This window comes from Acinetobacter junii CIP 64.5, from assembly GCF_000368765.1.
In the GTDB taxonomy this organism is placed as follows: Bacteria; Pseudomonadota; Gammaproteobacteria; order Pseudomonadales; family Moraxellaceae; genus Acinetobacter; species Acinetobacter junii.
Window position 1 is genome coordinate 43,756 of sequence record NZ_KB849653.1, and the last position, 20,083, is coordinate 63,838.

19 protein-coding genes are annotated in these 20,083 nt (G+C 40.1%); 11 read left to right on the forward strand and 8 right to left on the reverse strand.

The genetic code is table 11. The annotated features are described in order from the left end of the window. The 3 genes from F948_RS16280 to F948_RS00215 form a co-directional block, all read right to left on the reverse strand. Positions 1–107: DUF4372 domain-containing protein (locus tag F948_RS16280; RefSeq protein ID WP_004958461.1), on the reverse strand; the 107-nt coding region annotated here is incomplete at its 3' end. A gap of 114 nt (positions 108–221) precedes the next feature. Further along, positions 222–1,709, reverse strand: a complete 1,488-nt coding sequence (locus F948_RS00210) for a YifB family Mg chelatase-like AAA ATPase (protein WP_026057411.1) — start codon at positions 1,707–1,709, stop codon at positions 222–224. Positions 1,710–1,778: 69 nt separating this feature from the next. Next, positions 1,779–2,006, reverse strand: coding sequence for an accessory factor UbiK family protein (locus tag F948_RS00215; RefSeq protein WP_004958469.1), 228 nt, complete (start codon positions 2,004–2,006; stop codon positions 1,779–1,781). Positions 2,007–2,281: 275 nt separating this feature from the next. Between F948_RS00215 and glnK the strand changes: the two genes are divergently transcribed. The 7 genes from glnK to F948_RS00250 all read left to right on the forward strand — a co-directional run bounded on the left by glnK (position 2,282) and on the right by F948_RS00250 (position 9,128). Continuing rightward, positions 2,282–2,620 carry a P-II family nitrogen regulator gene (gene glnK, locus F948_RS00220; protein WP_000780326.1) on the forward strand — a complete coding sequence of 113 codons (339 nt, stop codon included), beginning with the start codon at positions 2,282–2,284 and terminating at the stop codon, positions 2,618–2,620. Positions 2,621–2,687: 67 nt separating this feature from the next. Then, positions 2,688–4,100: an ammonium transporter gene (locus F948_RS00225; protein ID WP_004958473.1), complete on the forward strand. Its 1,413-nt coding sequence runs from the start codon at positions 2,688–2,690 to the stop codon at positions 4,098–4,100. Positions 4,101–4,270: 170 nt separating this feature from the next. After that, the gene (gene nrdR, locus F948_RS00230) at positions 4,271–4,735 is read left to right on the forward strand and encodes a transcriptional regulator NrdR (protein WP_004958476.1); all 465 of its coding nucleotides are present in this window, start codon (positions 4,271–4,273) and stop codon (positions 4,733–4,735) included. A 12-nt stretch (positions 4,736–4,747) separates the two neighbouring features. Next, complete coding sequence (gene ribD, locus F948_RS00235; protein WP_004958479.1) at positions 4,748–5,848, forward strand: bifunctional diaminohydroxyphosphoribosylaminopyrimidine deaminase/5-amino-6-(5-phosphoribosylamino)uracil reductase RibD; 1,101 nt, start codon at positions 4,748–4,750, stop codon at positions 5,846–5,848. Then, positions 5,845–7,137 carry a DNA adenine methylase gene (locus F948_RS00240; protein ID WP_004917048.1) on the forward strand — a complete coding sequence of 431 codons (1,293 nt, stop codon included), beginning with the start codon at positions 5,845–5,847 and terminating at the stop codon, positions 7,135–7,137. The genes ribD and F948_RS00240 overlap by 4 nt, the downstream gene beginning before the upstream one ends. Before the next feature lie 342 nt (positions 7,138–7,479). Next, positions 7,480–8,319 (forward strand): MIP/aquaporin family protein, encoded by an 840-nt coding sequence (locus tag F948_RS00245; protein ID WP_004958482.1) that lies wholly within the window; start codon positions 7,480–7,482, stop codon positions 8,317–8,319. Positions 8,320–8,468: 149 nt separating this feature from the next. Further along, positions 8,469–9,128 (forward strand): riboflavin synthase, encoded by a 660-nt coding sequence (locus tag F948_RS00250; protein WP_004958486.1) that lies wholly within the window; start codon positions 8,469–8,471, stop codon positions 9,126–9,128. Between the two features lie 33 nt (positions 9,129–9,161). On the opposite strand, the gene blhA is transcribed toward F948_RS00250, so the two are convergent. The 3 genes from blhA to F948_RS00265 form a co-directional block, all read right to left on the reverse strand. Further along, positions 9,162–9,788 carry a cell division protein BlhA gene (gene blhA, locus F948_RS00255; protein ID WP_004917039.1) on the reverse strand — a complete coding sequence of 209 codons (627 nt, stop codon included), beginning with the start codon at positions 9,786–9,788 and terminating at the stop codon, positions 9,162–9,164. 34 nt (positions 9,789–9,822) lie between these two features. Next, entirely contained in the window at positions 9,823–10,239 is a 417-nt protein-coding gene (locus F948_RS00260) for a DNA polymerase III subunit chi (RefSeq protein WP_004917037.1), read from the reverse strand. 153 nt (positions 10,240–10,392) lie between these two features. Beyond that, positions 10,393–11,841: a leucyl aminopeptidase gene (locus tag F948_RS00265; RefSeq protein ID WP_004958489.1), complete on the reverse strand. Its 1,449-nt coding sequence runs from the start codon at positions 11,839–11,841 to the stop codon at positions 10,393–10,395. A 158-nt stretch (positions 11,842–11,999) separates the two neighbouring features. Here F948_RS00265 and lptF point away from each other — a divergent pair, with 158 nt between their 5' ends. The 4 genes from lptF to F948_RS00285 all read left to right on the forward strand — a co-directional run bounded on the left by lptF (position 12,000) and on the right by F948_RS00285 (position 17,019). Further along, positions 12,000–13,100: an LPS export ABC transporter permease LptF gene (gene lptF, locus F948_RS00270; RefSeq protein WP_004917030.1), complete on the forward strand. Its 1,101-nt coding sequence runs from the start codon at positions 12,000–12,002 to the stop codon at positions 13,098–13,100. Continuing rightward, the gene (lptG, locus tag F948_RS00275; protein ID WP_017397484.1) at positions 13,100–14,170 is read left to right on the forward strand and encodes an LPS export ABC transporter permease LptG; all 1,071 of its coding nucleotides are present in this window, start codon (positions 13,100–13,102) and stop codon (positions 14,168–14,170) included. The genes lptF and lptG overlap by 1 nt, the downstream gene beginning before the upstream one ends. Before the next feature lie 119 nt (positions 14,171–14,289). Continuing rightward, complete coding sequence (gpmI, locus tag F948_RS00280) at positions 14,290–15,834, forward strand: 2,3-bisphosphoglycerate-independent phosphoglycerate mutase (protein WP_004958494.1); 1,545 nt, start codon at positions 14,290–14,292, stop codon at positions 15,832–15,834. A 9-nt stretch (positions 15,835–15,843) separates the two neighbouring features. Further along, on the forward strand, positions 15,844–17,019 hold the full coding sequence (locus F948_RS00285) for a S41 family peptidase (protein ID WP_004957321.1): 1,176 nt from the start codon (positions 15,844–15,846) through the stop codon (positions 17,017–17,019). A 38-nt stretch (positions 17,020–17,057) separates the two neighbouring features. On the opposite strand, the gene F948_RS00290 is transcribed toward F948_RS00285, so the two are convergent. Together F948_RS00290 and F948_RS00295 are read right to left on the reverse strand one after the other, a co-directional pair. Then, entirely contained in the window at positions 17,058–18,488 is a 1,431-nt protein-coding gene (locus tag F948_RS00290) for a sigma-54-dependent transcriptional regulator (protein ID WP_004958496.1), read from the reverse strand. Between the two features lie 22 nt (positions 18,489–18,510). Continuing rightward, positions 18,511–20,076, reverse strand: coding sequence for a sensor histidine kinase (locus tag F948_RS00295; RefSeq protein ID WP_004958498.1), 1,566 nt, complete (start codon positions 20,074–20,076; stop codon positions 18,511–18,513). Between the last annotated feature and the right edge of the window lie 7 nt (positions 20,077–20,083).

The window sequence follows — 20,083 nt, forward strand, 5'->3', positions numbered from 1 at the left end:
GCTGATCTTAATTTTTGCCCAGAGTGGTGCAGTTTAGCCAGACGTTCAAAATCTTGTCTTAGAATGGGTTTGAGTAATTGATGAAATACGGTATTCTGATGTGACAAAACCTGAGTCCTTTATAGTTAAAGTGTTTGTTTGCACTCATATTTTAACTATTTAGACTCAGTTTTTTTTATTTAGAGCAAACTATGGGACAGTAGTGACCATTAGGTCGCTTTTTAGCTATTGCTACCTCGATAAGACAAGGCTTCTGTTAAATGTGAGCTAGATATAATGTCACTCTCAGCTAAGTCAGCAATCGTTCTTGCAACGCGAAGTACCCGATGATAAGCACGAGCCGATAGATTTAATCTTTGTTGTGCTATTTCAATAATTTTTGCAGATCCCTCGTCTAAACGAGCGTGTTGATCCAAAAGTTGAGGTGAAAGCGCTTGGTTTAAGCATTGCTGTCTTTTGATCTGTTGTTGATATGCTTTTATCACTCGATGACGAACAGTTTCAGAGTTTTCTGAGGGTTTTTGGTCTTGTAGCTCTTGAGCTTGCAAGGGTGGAACATCGATATGCAGATCGATTCGATCCAAAAGTGGACCTGAAATTCGATTTTGATAACGTTGAATACTTTCAGGCGAACACTGACAACGACTATCTTGATTAAATGCATATCCACAAGGGCATGGATTCATTGCAGCGATAAACTGAAAATTTGCAGGGAAGGTCATTTGTCTCGCCGCGCGAGAAATTACGATTTCTTTAGACTCTAAAGGTTGGCGCAGAACTTCAAGCACTTTGCGGTCGAATTCAGGTAATTCATCTAAAAACAAAACGCCGCGATGAGCAAGCGTAATTTCTCCAGGTTTTGGTTGAGAGCCTCCACCAACCAAAGCGATCGCAGATGCTGTATGGTGAGGTGCACGAAAAGGGCGTTGACCGAAATGATGTTGAGCATTTGCTACGGAATAGATACTAGCAACCTCTAAATTTTCTTGAGCATTCAAAGGGGGTAAAATTGAAGGCAGTCGAGATGCAAGTAATGTTTTTCCAGTGCCAGGTGGTCCCTTAAAGAGTAATGAATGACCTCCTGCAGCCGCAATTTCTAATGCGCGGCGAGGACGAAGTTGACCTTTAACATCAGCAAGATCGTATTGATATTGTGATAATGATGAAATAGATCGTTGTGGTGCGGCTTTTATTTGGCTACAGCCCGAAAAATGTGCACATACATCTTGTAAATGTTTGGCAGGATAAACTTGAAAGTCTTCTAGTTGATTTGCCTCGTCCACATTTGATTCAGGAAGAACTAAATGATGCTTAGCTTGCTGACAAGCCATAGCAATAGTTAATGCCCCTGAAGTTGGACGTAAATGACCATCCAAAGCAAGTTCACCAATAAATTCAAATCCTTCCGTACAATTTTCAGGAAGCTGACCTGAAGCGATTAAAATCCCCAATGCAATTGGCAGGTCAAGTCGTGACCCATCTTTGGGCAAGTCTGCAGGTGCTAAATTGATGGTTAAGCGTTTGGTTGGGAAAAGAAAACCACTATTAATTATTGCAGATCGAACGCGATCTTTACTTTCTCGGACGGCTGCTTCAGGTAAACCCACGATGGTTAAAGACGGTAGGCCAGAACTAATATGAACTTCGACCTCGATTTGAGGGGCATGTAGCCCCAATAATCCCCTTGTATAAATTTTTGCAAAAGACATTTTATTATTGTTCCATTGTGGTGCTTTATTTTTAATCATTTAAATGTGCAAGTTGCACTGAAAAGGTGCTTATTTTTTGTTCTGCACCATTTCTTCAAGAGTTTTCATCTGTTGTTGTAACTCAGTAAGACGTTGGTTGGCTAAATTGAGGGCAGTTCTTTGACGATCTAGTTCTTGTTTGGAAACAAGATCGAGTTTCTCGATGCTTTCATTTAATAATGCGCGGAGGTTCTTTTCTAAATCTTTTTTAGGTTGATCAATTTGCTGCAAAATCGCTTGTAAAAGAGTTTCAATCATAATGAGCTCAATGAGTTATGTATATTTGCTGCTCAGTGTAACACTGCTTGTCTGAATCCTCTAGACTTGTTGTTGAACGTTGGATGACTGGAGACTTGTTTTAGCTAAACGTTGGCAAATGAAACTTATTTTCGATTGAATATCTACATCTTCAAGGCTAAATAGGTTATAAAGAAAGCTTGTGCCTGATATTTAAAAATCCCCAACCTTTAAATATTGGCACGAAAATTGAACATAAAACCTTACTGGTGAAAATAAGCCGAAGGAAAACAAACATGAAGCTTGTAACTGCAATTGTAAAACCATTCAAATTAGACGACGTGCGTGAAGCGCTCTCTGATATTGGTGTTCAAGGGATTACCGTAACTGAAGTCAAAGGTTTCGGGCGTCAAAAAGGTCACACAGAATTGTACCGTGGTGCAGAGTATGTGGTTGATTTTTTGCCAAAAGTGAAGATTGAAATTGCGATTAGCGATGAAATGGTTGATGCCGTAATCGAATCAATCACTCGTGTCGCAAGCACTGGAAAAATTGGTGACGGAAAAATCTTTGTTACGAATTTAGAACAAGTCATCCGTATTCGTACTGGTGAAACAGGGCCAGATGCTGTCTAAATTGGCATAAAGTTTGCTGAGTTAGAAATAAGAGAAATAGCTCACAAAATAAGGTTGGGGGACACGAATGAAAAAAATGCTTATGGCGCTCAGTCTATCTGGCGCACTCTTAGGTGGTTCGGCTGTTGTTTGGGCAGAAGAAGCTGCTTCAACACCAGCAACAGAACAAACTGTAGCAGCATCTGATACCGTCGCTGAAACAGTAACGACTGTTGTTGCTGAAACTACCGCTCCTGCAGAGGCTGCTCCAGCACCTGAAGAGACACCAACAGCAGATACAGGTGATACCGCTTGGATCCTTGTTTCAACAGCACTTGTTCTGTTAATGACTATTCCAGGTTTAGCGCTGTTTTATGGTGGTATGGTTCGTAAGAAAAACGTACTCAGTACCATGATGTTCAGCCTTTCAGCTGCAATTCTTGTGAGCTTGATTTGGGTGATTGTTGGTTATTCTCTCGCATTCTCTGGTTCAGGTGCCTATGTTGGTGACTTGGCGAAGGCGATGTTAAATGGCGTTGCTTTTGATGCGCTGAGCGGGACGATTCCTGAAAGCTTATTTGTAATTTTCCAAATGACGTTTGCGATCATCACTGTGGCAATTATCAGTGGTTCTATTGCTGATCGTATGAAATATTCTGCGTTCATGGCATTCATCGCAATCTGGGTCATCCTTGTTTACGCTCCAATTACTCATTGGGTTTGGGCTGCAGACGGCTGGTTATTCAAAGCAGGTGCTTTAGACTTTGCTGGTGGTACTGTTGTACATATCAACGCGGGTGTTGCTGGTCTAGTTGCTGCATACATGTTAGGTAAACGTACAGGTCTTGGTCGTGAATCTATGGCGCCACATAACCTTACTTTAACTGTAATCGGCGCGAGCTTGATTTGGGTAGGTTGGTTCGGTTTCAATGGTGGTAGCGCATTAGGTGCGGGTGCTCGTGCAAGTATGGCAATCTTGGTAACTCAAGTTGCTGCTGCCGCTGCTGCATTCTCTTGGTTACTTGTAGAACGTCTAATCCGTGGTAAAGCTTCTGTTCTTGGTGGTGCATCTGGTGCGGTGGCTGGTCTTGTTGTAATCACTCCTGCTGCTGGTTTCGTTGGTGTAGGTGGTGCATTGATCATGGGTCTGATCGGTGGCGTAGTATGTTTCTGGGGTATTACTGCACTGAAACGCTTACTTAAAGCTGATGATGCTTTGGATGCATTCGGTTTACACGCTGTTGGTGGTATCGTAGGTGCAGTACTGACAGGTATCTTCTACAGTGATGAAATCATTAAAGCTGCTGGTGTTGTACTTGCTCCGACATTCGCTGGCCAACTTTGGGTTCAAATTGAAGGTGTATTAGCAACAATGGTATATAGTGGTGTTGTGACTTTCATTATCCTTAAAGTGATTGATCTTGTGATTGGTATTCGTGTAAGCGCTGATGATGAACGTATGGGTCTTGACCTTAGCCAACATGGCGAACGTATCGAATAATTGATCTTTCGAATATCGATAAAAAAGCAGCCCGTAAGGGCTGTTTTTTTATGTCTATGAAAAAGCGTTTATATACTTTTGGTTGTACTGATGCGCTATTGTGGCTCTCTGTTTAGCAATAGCTGAAACTTTGATACACTTGGTTGACGTGAATAACTAATTGCACAACTATGCATTGTCCATTTTGTAACGCCGCTGATAGTAAAGTTATCGATTCCCGTTTGGCTGCCGAGGGTAGTCAGATTCGTCGCCGTCGTGAGTGCGTGGTGTGTGGTGAGCGTTTTACAACTTTCGAAAGTTATGAAATGGTAATGCCGCGGGTTATTAAATCAGATGCGAAAAGTGAGCCTTTTGATGAAGCAAAACTTCGCCGCTCTCTGATGCACGCTTTGCAGAAGCGACCTGTGACTCAAGAGCAAATTGAGACAGTGCTGAGCGACATTCAATCCCAAATTCGCCGTATCGGTGAACGTGATGTCAAATCTAGAACCATTGGTGAAATTGTCATGCAGGCTTTGTTTGCATTGGATCATGTGGCGTATGTTCGTTTCGCTTCTGTATACCAAGATTTCCAAGATGTAGAGGCATTTCGTCGTCAAATCGAGCAAATGCAACAACGTGAAAACGAAGCTTAAGTTAGGGAAATCATGTCCGATTTAATCCAAGATCATCTTTCTGAAAATCAGTACTGGATGCAACAGGCTATTGATCTAGCACGACGTGGTCAGTATTCGACTAAACCAAATCCCAATGTGGGTTGCGTTATTGTTAAAGATGGAAAAATCATAGGTGAGGGTTTTCATCCCAAAGCAGGTCAGCCACACGCAGAAGTATTTGCACTTCGACAAGCTGGAGAAAATGCCAAAGATGCCACGGCATATGTGACTTTAGAGCCGTGTGCCCATTTTGGTCGGACACCACCTTGCGCTGAAGCCTTAGTAAAAGCTCAAGTCAAAAAGGTTGTCGTTGCTTGTTCTGATCCAAATCCTCTGGTTGCTGGTAAAGGTGTCAAAATCTTGCAAGATGCAGGCATAGAAGTGGAAACTGGGATTTGTGATGAAGAAGCCAAAACTTTAAATTTTGGCTTCTTAAAAGCGATGTCGACAGGTTTACCTTATGTACGTTTGAAAATTGCATCTAGCTTAGATGGGCGGACTGCGATGGCATCAGGTGAGTCGAAATGGATTACTGGAACAGCAGCACGTCAAGATGTACAACATTGGCGAGCCATCTCCGCTGCTGTGATTACAGGTATTCAGACCGTTCTGGCAGATGATTGTGAACTCAATGTCCGTTCCTTAGACGGGATTGATCTCAGCTCGGTTGTACAACCTAAACGAATTATTTTAGATCGTCAGGGACAGTTACCCCTGAGTGCCAAGATTTTACAAAATCCTGAAACCGTCATGGTGATGACACCATTTCGTCAAGAACTTGCCGATTTAGGCGTGATACAATTAGCGCCGCAACCATTGAATCAATTATTGCAAACCCTCACTCAGCAATATCAAATTTATGATGTGTTGGTAGAGGCGGGTGCAACCTTATCAACCGCCTTTTTAGAACAAGGTTTGGTTGATGAAATGATTAGTTATGTTGCACCTACTTTACTTGGTCAATCTGCCCGTCCAATGTTCAACGCTAAGTTTAGCAAAATGGCAGAGCAACTTCGTTTTGAGTTGGTCGATGTAACCCAACTTGGGCAAGATATTCGCCTGAGATTGCTCCCTATCCAAGAGATGATATGAATCCAGAACCATCGGTTTATCACAAACGTCGTCATGCAGCACGTACCACTGACGAGTATCTTTTTCATCAGTTAGTTCCATATCTCGGGAATAAGCGTCGACTTCTACATTTGATTTTAGAAGCGCTTGAGATTACGGGCACTCTGAATAGTAAAAAGAAGAATCCACCGATTTTTGCGGATTTTTTTGCAGGGAGTGGTGTTGTTTCTCGTTTAGCCCGCCAAAATGGGTATCGTGTGATTGCTAATGATTGGGAGCCCTATAGTCATGCACTCAATCATGCCATTTTAGCTTGTGTGGATGCACCAGCTTTCAAAGAGTTGGGTGGTTATCAAAAGGCGATTGATTACTTAAACAGGCTCCCTGAAGTCAAAGGCTGGGTGACCCATAATTTATGCCCGCGCAATGATGATATTTACGATCCTTCCCGTGATCGATTGTTCTTTAAACGCCGCAATGGCATGCGTATAGATGCAATTCGACAACAGATTGCTACATGGCAAGCTCAAGGTGCAATTAATGATGTCGAGATGAGTGCTTTGTTGGCGCCATTACTTTATTCAGCCAGTTTTGTGAGTAATACCAGTGGTGTATTCAAGAGTTTCCATCAAGGGTGGGGGGGGAGAACTCAAACTGCACTAGAACGTATTGAATCTTTATTGTGGCTTACCCCAAGTCGCTTTTGTGAAATTGGTGATAGCAAACGACCTGCTGCTGAAATGTGGTGTGTAGATGCTCAGCATTTAGCAAATCAAATGAGTGGTTTTGAGGTTGATGTTGCTTATCTTGATCCTCCTTACAACCAACATGCTTACAGCAGTAATTATCATGTTTTAAATGCTTTGACTTTGTGGGATCAAGTCGATTTGCCATCACCTGATACAAAGGGCTTCAAGAGTGGTATTGATCGAGCATGGCGTAAAGAGCGTCCTAGCCCTTATAACTCTTCGAAGCATGCCAAAGATGCTTATGAGAAGTTACTTGAAACGATTAATGCACGTTATATTTTGACGAGCTATTCAACTGATGGAAATATCGAGCCTAAAGATTTACTTACAGCGAATTTAAAACGCGGCAAAGTAACACTACTGACGCAAGATGTTCCTCGCTATCGAGTTAGTAAACAGCGCCAATCTGAACGTGCGCGTGTACTTGAATTTATTGTCATTACAGATACTCATGCTAAGTCTGGTCCTCCATTAAGACAACTATTAGGGCAGCTTTATCATTTTGCTGAGCTAGGCGGGGTCGATACAACAGGCAACAGCACGCAACTTGCACTATGGTAGGTTCATGCAGACATCATTTTTTATAAAATGGTGTCTGGGCTTTTATATTTTTTATCTTTTTTAATCATTAGAGCTAATATTTAGATTAAGTTATTGTTTTGTATGTGAGTTATAGAGCACTTTTATAAATTCATATTTAATTGTTAATTTTATAAATAATAATCAAAAACAGAAGCTTATATTATTTTCATTTGAACTTGTTGATTTTGTTGTTTGAAAAATATTTTACTTTTTGGTCTAAAAATAACCTTAAAAATATTGATCATTTTCGAAAATGAATATATTTTGCCGAGCTTGATTTAAGGTCATGCTGATCAGTGGCTATGACCAAGTGAGGTTGTTATGAGTCACTCGGAACCTACTTTATGGGGTCAATGTGTCGCAGAGTTTTTTGCTACTGCAATATTTCTATCATTTGGTATTGGTGTTGTGGCTGCACTTAAGCTTGCAGGAGCAAACTTAGGTTTATGGGAAATTAGTATCGTTTGGGGTTTAGCAGTTGCTCTAGCTGTTTATTTATCAGCGGGTATTTCAGGTGCTCATCTCAATCCTGCGGTTACAATCGCTTTAGCTTTATTTGCTGGGTTTGATAAACGTAAAGTCCCTTTTTATATCATTTCACAAGTCGCTGGTGCAGCCTTGGGTGCATTCCTTGTATATGCTTTATACAGTAACTTATTTCTGGACTATGAGCAGACTCATCATATGCTCCGCGGCAGCGTAGAAAGTTTAGAGTTAGCTGGGATTTTCTCAACCTATCCACATCCGTTGTTGTCGATTGGTCAAGCATTCATGGTGGAAATGTTTATCACTATGCTTTTACTTTGGTTAATTATGGCCATTGGCGATGATACCAATGGTTTACCACGTGGAGCTTTAGCACCTATTTTGGTCGGATTGCTTGTCGCTGTAATCGGTGCTTCTTTTGGCCCATTAACAGGGTTTGCAATGAATCCTGCACGTGATTTCGGTCCTAAATTGGTTGCTTACTTTATGGGCTGGGGACCTATCGCTTTTACTGGTGGTCGTGATATTCCATATTTCATTGTTCCTATTTTTGCACCAATTTTAGGTGCGTGTTTAGGTGTATTGGGCTATAAATTTTTCTTTAGCCAATTCCTAAAACATCAGCAAGTCGAAGTCAAAGAAAAGATGAACTCACAAATTTCTGAGTTTCAATAAACCTCATTGAATTGTTCAAAGGTAGTCAAATGACTACCTTTTTTATCTCTGACGATTTGAACTCTGAGTGGCTTGTTATCTCAAGTTCTTTGCTTTAAGGTATCTCATTGACTATGGCGCGTATTGCATAAAGATAGGTTGAAACTCCCATGTTTACAGGCATTATTGAAAGTTTAGGTAAGGTTGAGAGCTTACAAAGTGTGGGCGGCGATGTTCGTTTACGTATTCAAACTGATCTGGATATGTCGGATGTGCATTTGGGGGATTCGATTGCAACCAATGGTATCTGTTTGACGGTGGTCGAATGGGGCGATAATTGGTATGCGGCTGATGTTTCCCGTGAAAGTTTGAATCGTACGACATTGGGGCAGTGGAAAGTTGGTCAAGCGGTGAATGTCGAAAAGGCAATGCTGCCAACGACTCGTTTTGGTGGGCATATTGTCAGTGGTCATGTTGATGGCTTGGGTGAAATTACTTTAGTCCGCCATGATGCTCGTTCATTGTATTTTGAAGTGACTGCACCTGTTGAATTAGCCAAATATTTGGCAGAAAAGGGTTCTGTGACAGTTGATGGGATCAGTCTGACCATTAACCATTTACGCGGCAATATTTTGAGTTTGAATTTGATCCCGCATACGGCTGAACGTACCAATATTGGAACTTGGCAAGTTGGAAGCAAAGTCAATCTTGAAGTTGATGTATTGGCTCGTTATATCGAAAGATTACTACTCGGTGATAAGGCAGCTGAGCAGAAAACTGAATCAAATATCAGTATGGCATTTTTGGCCGAAAATGGTTTCTTGAAATGATTCAAAAAAGCCCAGTTTGAACTGGGCTTTTTATTATTCTTCATCTGAAAATTGACTATTTTTGAGAATGTATTCTATTTCGTCTTGCGCAATCGCATGTAATTTTGCTCTAAAAACTGTGACCGCTTGTTCAATCATACTTTCAGCTTCTAATTCCAGTCGGACACGCACACTTTCAAGCTCAGATTGTATTTGCTCATCTTTAATGACCATGTGTTGGGCTTGAGCATAATCAATACTTGGCTGTTCTGGATTTACTTGATAACGTTCAGTTTGGTCTGCAATTTCTTGGTCAATATGATGACGTAATGCTGCTAAATGTTCAGTTTGTTGTTCGAACTGACGCTCTTCGTCCGCTTGAAGCTGCGCTGCATATGCTGCTTCAGCAGCTCGTTTTTCTTCAAGCGCCTTTTCTAAAGCCAATTGTTTACGGATTCTTGCTTGTTCGATTAATTCTGCTTTGAGATCAGCATATGCTTTTTCAATTCGTTGTGCAGAATTTCGTTGTGCTTGTTCATCATGATGAACCCAAGTTTGGATGGGTGTTTGGGGCAGGAGTAAATCACAGATGCGAGCTAAATCTTCTTGATACGTTTGGCGAACCGCTTCAGGCGTGTTTAACCAGCGTTTTTTAAAGTCTTGACCTACATTTAATGCCACCTGACACTCCTCGAATGACGCTCTAATTTCGGATTTATAATTTAAATGTTCGAGGTGCTATACCTAAACGACGATACATTTTAAATTTTTCTCGACCGATTTGTTTCGCAATTTCATTATTTTCAATAATTTCGATAATGTGTCGAAATTCTTGAGTTTGTTCAAGTGCATGATTGTTAAAATTAAAGACAATCCAATCATTGGATGATGGTAATTCTTCTGAAATACATACGGCACTATTTTCTAAATGAATCCCATGGGGGATAAAACTTGTTGGATCAAAAGTCCAAAGCTTCTCATCAAGTTCGTTCTGCATTTCTGCATTATCGCAATACCACCACACTTTAGGATGTTGGTTCAAAATTTTTCGGCATAAACGACAAGCACTTTCAACTTGTCGCTCAGTACTATTTTCAAATAGATAAAAACTAATTTGAGCTTGAGTTGACATCTAATTACACATATCTGTTTTTTATGGTTGAGTTGATGTATTCACTAGCGAATACATCAATATGCTCAAATAGGGCTAGAAATTTCTCAAGTTTGAATCGTCCAAAGTTATATTCAAGCCCTATTTTTATGACAAAAATAAATGTCACAACATTCAGCTATTTGCTTGAGCACGATTTGCTAAAAATTGCATCAATAATGGAACTGGGCGACCTGTTGCTCCTTTAGCTGCTCCAGATAACCATGCTGTACCAGCAACATCGAGATGTGCCCAGCGATAGTCACGTGTGAAACGTTCGAGGAAACATGCTGCTGTGATTGCCCCACCATGTGGGCCGCCGATATTCGCAATGTCTGCAAAAGGTGAATCTAGCAATTCCTGATATTCTTCCATCACAGGCATGCGCCAAACACGATCGAGTGATTGTTCGCCAGCTTGTAGCAGCTCTTGAGCCAATTCATCATCAGGAGTAAATAAGCCACTTACAACTTTACCTAATGCAACGACACATGCACCTGTAAGTGTTGCAATATCAATCACAAGAGCAGGGTTAAAGCGTTTGATATAGGTGAGCGTATCACATAGAACCAGACGACCTTCTGCATCAGTATTTAAAATTTCTACAGTTTGACCACTCATGGTCGTTACAATATCACCAGGTCGAGTTGCCCGACCTGATGGCATATTTTCCGCTGCGGCAATCGCACCTACCACATGAATTGGTAGCTGTGCTTCACAAAGAGCCTGCATTATGCCAAGTACTGAAGCAGCACCACACATATCAAATTTCATCTCATCCATACCAGCACCAGGCTTCAGTGAAATACCACCTGTATCAAAGGTTACACCTTTACCGACAAGTACGATCGGAGCTTGATCTGTATTGGCTTTGTATTCAAGAGTAATCACTCGACCTGGACGATCAGATCCTTTGCTTACAGCAAGGAACGCATACATCCCAAGGTCAGCCATTTGTTGTTCATCAAGAATGGTAACTTGCAACATATCTGGATATTGCGCAGCAAGAGCCAGTGCTTGATCAGCTAAATATTCTGGGAAGCAAATATTTCCTGGTCGATTACCTAAGTCGCGTGCATAGTTTTGTCCAGACTGAACAGCATGAACTAAGTTGAGTTGTGCATCATCTAATAGAGTTGTTTCAGCAACAAGATGAATGGTTTCTAAGACAAATTCATTTTTTTTGGATTTGAATTCGTCATAACCATAGCCTGCTTGACTTAAAGTGAGTGCGAATAAGGCATGTAAATCTGTTGGCAAAGCAGTGAGATCAATCGTAATTTCTTTAAATTTATTTTGTGACGATTTGATAATGCTTTGTGCGAGTTTTGCTAATTTATTCGGTTTTAACTCGTTACTTTTACCTAAACCAAGCAGTTGGGCATTAGATTGCACTTCTATTTGAGCAATAAGCGGTAAATTCTCGTTAAAGACTGCTTTAAATTGTGTTGCTGAAATAAGATTATCTAGGTTGTTGATTTTATAAGACTTTGTGCCGTGTTGTAATTGCTCTGAATCAACTAAAATCCACAAGGATTCACTAGACGCTTGAGTTGGTAATGCGGTATGAAGTGTAAATTTCATTGTTTATGTAAAACCTAATGAGCAAAAAAGATAGATAAGTCCATTAAACACGTTCAGGTATGAGCTTGCAATCGGCAACATGCGATAGGTTTTATATTTTTAACATTCGGGTAAACTAGCGTTACCCCACGATTGGTCTATTTTTTGGAAGCATTACTTTGATTATTCGGCGTTATCTCGTCAAACAAGTGGTGTCCACTTCTTTGGTTGTAACTGCATTACTTACGCTCATTATCATGGGTGGTCAGTTAATCAAGATTTTTGGACGAGCTGCACAAGGTCGTTTAGATGCTGGCGTTTTGCTGAGTATCATTGCATATCGTCTACCCGAATTTTTGACGTTGATTCTTCCACTCGGTTTCTTTATTGGATTGATGCTGGTATTTGGTCGACTTTATGTTGACCATGAAATGGCGGTGTTAAATGGTAGTGGCGTCAGTCGAAATCAATTGGCAAAATTATTATTACCGATGACCTTCGTTTATTTGCTTGTTCAATCTTTTCTGATGTTTTGGGGATCATCGTCGGGAATCAGAGCTTACGAGAGTTTGATGCAAACTCAAGCAGTGCGAGCAGGTTTTGATTTGGTTCGACCGAAGGAGTTTATTTCTTCTGGGCCATACACCATTTATGCTGGCTCTTTGTCAGAAGATCGCAAAAACTTAAAAGATATTTTCTATTATCAAAAAGCTGAACGTGAAGACAAACCTGATGTCATGATCTTGGCAAAAGAAGCTACACGTGTGGAAATGGCTAATGACACAGCCAATGTGGTGGACCTCGTTCAGGGGCGACGTTACGAAATTTATCCGAATCAGCCACGCTACACTCAAGCAGAATTTCAGTCATATCGCTTACGTTTAGAAAATGATAAAGACATTAAATTTGAAAGTGATGATGTTGAAGCATTATCGATGAGTAAATTATGGCAAAAACGTGATGATTCGGTGGTTCGTAGTGAGTTGGGATGGCGGATATTTGGACCGTTTGTCATCCTTGTTGCTTTGTTGCTTGCCGTAGCATTATCAGAAGTTAGCCCGAGACAAGGTCGTTATTATCGTCTCATTCCTGCGATTTTTATTTTTGCCAGTTTAATTGTATTGATGATTGCAATTAAGACCCGAATTAGTAAAGAAGAGTTAGATATTTGGGCATATCCAGTTGTGCTTCTTGTCTATGCAATTGCAGCAGCGATTTTTGCACGCAAACAGAAATTAGCGCCTAAAATTAAGAAAGGCATTCAGCGAGTGGGGTTATGATGTTAGCACGTCGAATAGTCGCCAAACATGTGACAAAAACCACGGTACTCGCAATGTTGGGAACAACATTGGTGCTTTCCTTTTTACAAGTGTTGTTTACGTATCTAGGTGAGTTAGGCTCACTTAAACCTAATTACAATGCATGGCAGGCATTTTTGTATGTCATGTGGGGTGCGCCTCGATATTTGTATGAAATTTTGCCTGTAGCTGCGTTGATAGGTTCTGTACTTGGTCTGGGGGCATTGGCATCGAACAGTGAACTGATTGTCATGCGCTCGGTGGGTATAAGCCTATGGCGTATAGTTGGCTGGGTTATGCGTTCGGCACTGTTATTAATTGTTTTGTCTTTTGTATTAAGTGAATGGGTTATTCCATATACAAATGAAAAAGCTCAAAGCATTAAAAAACAACGTAGTGTTGCGACTTTAGGTGAAGTAAAAGGATATTGGTCCAGAGAAGGTCAACGTTTTACATATATTGACTATGCAAACTCTCAAGGGCAATTACGCAATATTCAGTCAATTGATTTTGATCAAAATTATCGTCTTCAGTCTTTTATTACTGCTGAGAAAGGTCAGTTTGTGAAAGATGGTCAATGGACTTTACAGGACTCACATCAAGTTGATTTGCTGGCTCAAGGAAATGCGATCAAAACTGATCATGCTGAACAGGCATTAGGTCTCGCTTTGCAGCCGAAATATGTGCACATGGTAACCTTAGATCCTGAAGATTTATCTCCAAGTCAGTTGGTTAGTTTTATGCGCTATTTGGAAGAATATAGCCAAGTACCAAAGAGCTACGAACTGGCTTTCTGGCAGAAAGTATCTTCTCCTTTTGCATTGATTGCACTGGTTTTGATTGCGTGTTCTTTTATTTTTGGTCCATTGCGTCAACAATCGATGGGCTTTAGGCTCGTGATTGCACTTTTTACGGGGTTAGGATTCTTCTATTTACAAGACTTCTTGGGTTATGCAAGTTTAGTCTATGCACCATCACCTGCTTGGTTTGTATTGTTGCCAATTATGCTGATGTTCGGCATCGGTAGTTATTTGCTCTATCGAGCACGTTAACGCAGTATTTGCTTTCCCTATCTTATCGATTGAGCAAAGCCATCCGTCAGGTCATAGAGAATTTTGTCAAATTTCGGTAAACTATGCCGATCAAATGATAGACAAACAGAGAGTCCAATATGACGGATGCAAATGCTGGCAAAATTCCTCACGTTCTTGTAATCATGGATGGTGTAGGACATCGTGAAGCAGTTGAAGATAACGCGTATTTAGCAGCAAAAACGCCAAATCTAACCGCCATGAAAGCGAAGCATCCGAATAGTTTAATCTCTGGTTCAGGTGAAGATGTCGGTTTGCCAGATGGGCAAATGGGTAACTCTGAAGTTGGACATATGAATCTTGGTGCAGGTCGAGTGTTGTACCAAGATTTTACTCGTATTACTAAAGATATCCGTACTGGTGCTTTCTTTGAGCATGAAGTATTGGTTGATGCTGTAGAAAAAGCCAAAGCTGCAAATGGTGCTGTGCATATCATGGGCTTGTTGTCAGAGGGTGGCGTTCATTCACATGAAGACCATATCGTGGCGATGTGTGAGCTTGCACTAAAACGTGGTGCAAAGGTCTACTTACATGCATTTCTCGATGGTCGTGATACGCCACCACGTAGTGCGAAACCTTCATTAGAAAAATTAGATGCTGTATTTGCTCAATACCCAAATCAAGGTCGCATTGTTTCGATGATTGGTCGTTATTTTGCAATGGACCGTGATAATCGCTGGGATCGTGTTGAACAAGCTTATCGTTTAATGACTGAGGGTGAGGCGACTCGTGTTGCTAGCAATGCGGTTGAAGCGTTGGATCTCGCTTATGCTGCTGATGAAAACGATGAATTTGTCAAAGCAACACGTATTGGTGACATTGTTAAAATACAAGATGGCGACAGTATTGTATTTATGAATTTCCGTGCTGATCGTGCGCGTGAAATTACTCGTGCTTTTGTTGAAAAAGATTTTACAGGCTTTACACGTAAAGTAATTCCAGCACTTTCCAAATTCGTTATGCTGACTCGTTATCAAGCAAGTATTGATGCTCCCGTTGCTTATATGCCTGAAGAGTTGAAGAATTCGATTGGTGAATATCTATCAGGGTTGGGTAAGACACAGTTACGAATTGCTGAAACAGAAAAATATGCACATGTTACGTTCTTCTTTAGTGGTGGTCGTGAGGATGAATATGCAGGTGAGAAGCGTATTTTGATTCCATCGCCGAATGTCGCAACTTACGATTTAAAACCTGAAATGAGTGCAATTGAAGTCACTGATGAGTTGGTTAATGCGATCAATTCAGGTGAGTTTGATCTGTTAGTTGTGAACTATGCTAACGGTGATATGGTTGGTCATACTGGTGTGTTTGATGCTGCTGTGAAAGCAGTAGAAACTGTGGACGCATGTTTAGGTCGAGTCTACGAAGCAGTGATGGCAAACAAAGGTCATATGTTAATTACTGCTGATCATGGTAATGTAGAGCAAATGCAGGACTATGAAAGCGGACAGGTGCATACGCAACATACCACTGAGCTGGTGCCATTCATTTATGTTGGACCTACACAAGCAACAATTGCTGAAGGTGGCGTGCTTGCAGATGTAGCACCAACATTGCTTAGTTTGATGAATCTTCCTGTTCCACAAGAGATGCAAGGCAAAAATCTAATTACGTTACAATAAGGTGAGAGAATGACCCCACACAACAACATATATCGCGCATTATTTGCTAGTTTGTTGATGTGTGGGGGATATTCCTCCTTTGCTGCGCCGATCTCACATACGCATGAATGGGATGAGAGTCCTGAATCGCGTAGTGCCGAAGTTCCGATAGAATCAATTCAACAGTTTGTTCAAATCTATAGCATTGTGAAAGACAATTACGTCGATAAAAAATCTGATGATGCTTTGTTCCAACAATCTATACAAGGTCTAGTTAGTGGTCTAGATCGTTATTCTCGTTATCTTTCTGCAGAAGAATATCGCCAACTCATTCAATATACCGAAGGTGATTTAGCATCAGTTGATTTTAATTTGAATTACGACACGCATATCCGTGCATGGCAGATTCAAGATTTAAAAACAGGTTCTGATTCAAATAAATTGGGTTTGCGGAATGGGCAGACAATTTTAAAAATTGATAATCAAGAATTAAAAAATCTAAATCAAGATCAAGTTCTCGGCTTACTTTATGGGTCCATCGGAAGTACAGTACAAATACAAGCTGAAAATAGCACGAGTACTATCATCTTAGTCAGAAACAAAAAAGTTGAAACGGATATCGAACCTGAGTTACTGCACAATCAAGTTTTAGTTTTAAAAATTCGTGTCTTTCAACAAGACACTGCAAATGAAATCAAAAGAATTATTGATGAATATAGTTCAAATCGTTTGAAAGCTGTTGTTTTGGATTTACGTAATAATCCAGGTGGATTGTTATCCGCTGCTGTTGAGTCAGCCGATTTATTTTTAAACCAAGGTTTGATCGTGACGACAAAAAGTCGTTCTGAGGGAGATCAACAATTTCAAGCACTTCCTTCAAATGACTTTCAAAATCTAAAAGTAGGAATTTTGATTAATCATCGTTCCGCATCAGCTGCTGAAGTATTTACTGCTGCATTAAAAGAGCATAAAAGAGCGTGGGTAATTGGTGAAAATAGTTATGGAAAAGGCGTGGTGCAAAAGCTTTTTCCACTTCCTAGCGGAGCCGCCTTACAAATGACTGTTTCTCATTATTATACGCCTGAAGGACATATGATTGAAGGTCAAGGGATTCAACCTCATCAAACCTATCCCTTGTCGCCTGAAACAAGGGAAGATGCATATCTAGAACATGTGGCAGAATTGACTTTAAAAAGCAAAATCTAAAAAAAACCCCAAATTTTATGGGGCTTCTTATTCAGAGATTACTCATCATCCTCAGTATCTAAACCAAACTTTTTCAAACGATAGCGTAAAGATCGGAAGGTCATTCCAAGTTTTTTTGCTGCTAGCGTTCGATTCCAGTGGGTCAGATTTAAAGCATTCAATAATACTTCTTTTTCAATATTTTCTAAATAGCGCTCCAAACCTTCTGGCGGTAATTTTTTAGAGCTTGGGTTTGGACTCGCACTTTGCAGCGTTATTTCACTTTCATCTGACTGAACATAAGCATTTGAAGGAATACTGATTGAGCTACGCAGAGGTGCGGTTTGCAGATGAGCCAAATCAATGGTTTCATCATCACTGAGAGTGATCGCACGTTCAATAATATTTCGAAGTTCGCGAACGTTACCTGGAAAATATTGCTGCAAGAGGAATTGCTCTGCACGTGTGGTGAGGGATTTAACAGGTAACTCCCATTCTTGGCTAATCTTTTGAATAAAATGATTTGCCAGAATTAAGATATCTTGACCACGCTCACGAAGTGGGGGCAATACGATATCCATCACATGAATGCGGAAGAATAAATCTTGCCTAAAGCGACCTTGCTGAACCAAGAGTTCTAAATCTTGGTGGCTGGCACTAATCACACGGAAATCCACATCAATTTCTTGATCTGATCCAACTGGACGAATTTTTTTCTCTTGTACTGCACGTAAAAGTTTTACTTGCATATTTAAGGGAAGTTCTGCGATTTCATCTAAAAAAAGGCTGCCACCGTGTGCAGATAAGATAAGTCCTTGTTTATCTTGTGTTGCACCTGTAAAGCTGCCTTTCTTATGACCGAATAATTCGCTTTCCATTAATTCTGTTGGAATAGCACCACAGTTGATGGCAATGAAAGGTCCTTCGCTGCGATTACTTAAACGATGAACTAAGTTCGCAACAACTTCTTTTCCTGTTCCTGATTCACCTGTAATAAAAACAGGTGCTTGTGAACGGGCAATCTTTTTTAAAGCGATCCGTAATTGTTGAATAGGTGTTGAACGCCCAATCAGCAATTTGTTTTCTAAGGCTGTTTCTACCGCCTCTTGTTCGGGTTGAGGGCGGTTTAAAGCTTTTTGAATCAGTTGATCAAGATGTGTCTGATTCACTGGTTTGCTAACAAAGTCAAACGCTCCAGCTTTCAGTGCTGCAATTGCAATGTCCATATTTCCGTAAGCAGTAAGAACAGCGATGGGTGTGTTTGGATAGTTTTGAGTCACATGTTTAACGAGATCAAGACCATTTCCATCTGGAAGATTAAGATCGGTTAGACATGCATCGTACTGAAACTCGGTAAAGAATTTTTTGGCTTGCTCCACACGATATGCAAGATGAGTTTTGATTCCCATACGTGCGAGCGTCATTTGCATAAGAAGACATAAGTCTTCTTCATCGTCTACGAGTAAGACGAGAGGTTGTTTAGTTGCCATTTCCCCGAAAAACCTAATTTAATCAATGAATTTTTGAGCATTCAATCCTGAAACATGCTCCTTGTTGTTGCTCTATATAATTGAGCTTTGCATGATTTGCCTCACAAAAACTATGAGACAAGTACAATCCTAAACCAGTTCCTTTAATTTCGGTACTAAAAAATGGTTTGAATAACTGAGAAATATCTCTTTTTGCAACGCCTGTACCAAAATCAATCACATCTATTCGGGTGCGACCATCATTTAGATGAATATTCACTTCAATATATTCTGCTTCAGGTGCATTGTGTCTTATAGCATTACAAATAAGATTGATTAATACTTGTCTTAATTGTTTTTCATCAAACAGGATCGTTAAATTTTCAGGCAAACTGAGTTGGATCTTAGATTTAACATCTGCTAAATCTTCATTTAATAATGTTTCAAAAAATTCTGTTAATTGAATAATTTGTGGTTCAGTGGGTTTATTACGTGCCATTCCCAGAGTATCTTGAATGATGCTATCGATCCTTTTTGCCTGTTTGCTAATCATTCGAGATAGCATGTCTTGCTGATGGATATCGCTACCCTTAAGTAATTCATTGGCTTGTACAATAGCTGCAAGTGGATTTCTGATTTCGTGTGCAATACTTGCAGAAAGTTGTCCTAAAGCTGCCAATTTTAATTGTTGAACCTGTTGAGTAAGTTTTTGGGCATCTTTCAGGATCAATAAGAATAGGGGCTGTTCAGGAACAATTAAATGTTTGACTCGAACATTGACCGTGTATGGGCTAAGTTGTGATTCAAAACTAAATTCCTCACCATCTTTTAGCTCACTAAATTTGATCAGCTCAAAAAGATCAGGTTGCCATTTTATTAAAGGTGTTTTCTCAGTAGAAACAGGGACATTAATTCCAAGTAAAGTATTGGCAGCAGGATTACTTAAAACAATATGGTTACTTTCATCTAGAACGAGATAACCATCTTCAATCTGTTCAAGGATGTAGCGGTTGATATTTTGAAGTTGATGAATCTCTATGGATTGATGGAATGTCAACGTCTCTAAAATTTTAAAACGTTGTACTGCAATACGTCCAATCGCATGCACAACAAAGAATAAAAAAGCGAGAAAGATACTATTACTTAAATGATTTAAGTTATTGTAGTTAAAAAAATCGCCAATAAAACGTTGATAAACCACCATAATGACAGCAAAAAGTGTCACGATCAGCGAGAGCTGAGAGTTTAGTAGAATTGCAGAAGAAAAGATTACGATTACGTACAGCAAACTTAATTGTAAGTTTGGCCCCCCCGCAGAGAAAGTAATCAACGCTAAACAAATCACATCAATAAGAAAAATTAAAATGAGCTGTTTAGTGACTTGTACTGGAAGTATTTTGAGTAAAAAAAGCTGGAAAATACTAAATGCAATAAAGCAAATCAGTGTATAGAAATATAAAAAAGGGTAATCATAGTCTGAGGCTAATTGCTCAGCCGTTAATAAATAAATGAGCAAAAGGCTGATAGAGATAATCAGCCGATATCCACTATACCAAATACCAAGCTTATAGACGGTTTGGGAGACGGAAGAGGCTATTTTGCCCAGCATATGTGAT

Excerpts from the sequence above, each read along its gene's own strand:
- gpmI (WP_004958494.1), top strand. The coding sequence starts at position 14,290 with ATGACGGATGCAAATGCTGGCAAAATTCCTCACGTTCTTGTAATCATG.
- F948_RS00250 (WP_004958486.1), top strand. The coding sequence starts at position 8,469 with ATGTTTACAGGCATTATTGAAAGTTTAGGTAAGGTTGAGAGCTTACAA.
- lptG (WP_017397484.1), top strand. The coding sequence starts at position 13,100 with ATGTTAGCACGTCGAATAGTCGCCAAACATGTGACAAAAACCACGGTA.
- F948_RS00245 (WP_004958482.1), top strand. The coding sequence starts at position 7,480 with ATGAGTCACTCGGAACCTACTTTATGGGGTCAATGTGTCGCAGAGTTT.
- F948_RS00295 (WP_004958498.1), bottom strand. The coding sequence starts at position 20,076 with ATGCTGGGCAAAATAGCCTCTTCCGTCTCCCAAACCGTCTATAAGCTT.
- F948_RS00285 (WP_004957321.1), top strand. The coding sequence starts at position 15,844 with ATGACCCCACACAACAACATATATCGCGCATTATTTGCTAGTTTGTTG.
- F948_RS00210 (WP_026057411.1), bottom strand. The coding sequence starts at position 1,709 with ATGTCTTTTGCAAAAATTTATACAAGGGGATTATTGGGGCTACATGCC.
- F948_RS00215 (WP_004958469.1), bottom strand. The coding sequence starts at position 2,006 with ATGATTGAAACTCTTTTACAAGCGATTTTGCAGCAAATTGATCAACCT.
- nrdR (WP_004958476.1), top strand. The coding sequence starts at position 4,271 with ATGCATTGTCCATTTTGTAACGCCGCTGATAGTAAAGTTATCGATTCC.
- glnK (WP_000780326.1), top strand. The coding sequence starts at position 2,282 with ATGAAGCTTGTAACTGCAATTGTAAAACCATTCAAATTAGACGACGTG.
- F948_RS00240 (WP_004917048.1), top strand. The coding sequence starts at position 5,845 with ATGAATCCAGAACCATCGGTTTATCACAAACGTCGTCATGCAGCACGT.
- F948_RS00265 (WP_004958489.1), bottom strand. The coding sequence starts at position 11,841 with ATGAAATTTACACTTCATACCGCATTACCAACTCAAGCGTCTAGTGAA.
- F948_RS00290 (WP_004958496.1), bottom strand. The coding sequence starts at position 18,488 with ATGGCAACTAAACAACCTCTCGTCTTACTCGTAGACGATGAAGAAGAC.
- F948_RS00260 (WP_004917037.1), bottom strand. The coding sequence starts at position 10,239 with ATGTCAACTCAAGCTCAAATTAGTTTTTATCTATTTGAAAATAGTACT.
- F948_RS00225 (WP_004958473.1), top strand. The coding sequence starts at position 2,688 with ATGAAAAAAATGCTTATGGCGCTCAGTCTATCTGGCGCACTCTTAGGT.
- ribD (WP_004958479.1), top strand. The coding sequence starts at position 4,748 with ATGTCCGATTTAATCCAAGATCATCTTTCTGAAAATCAGTACTGGATG.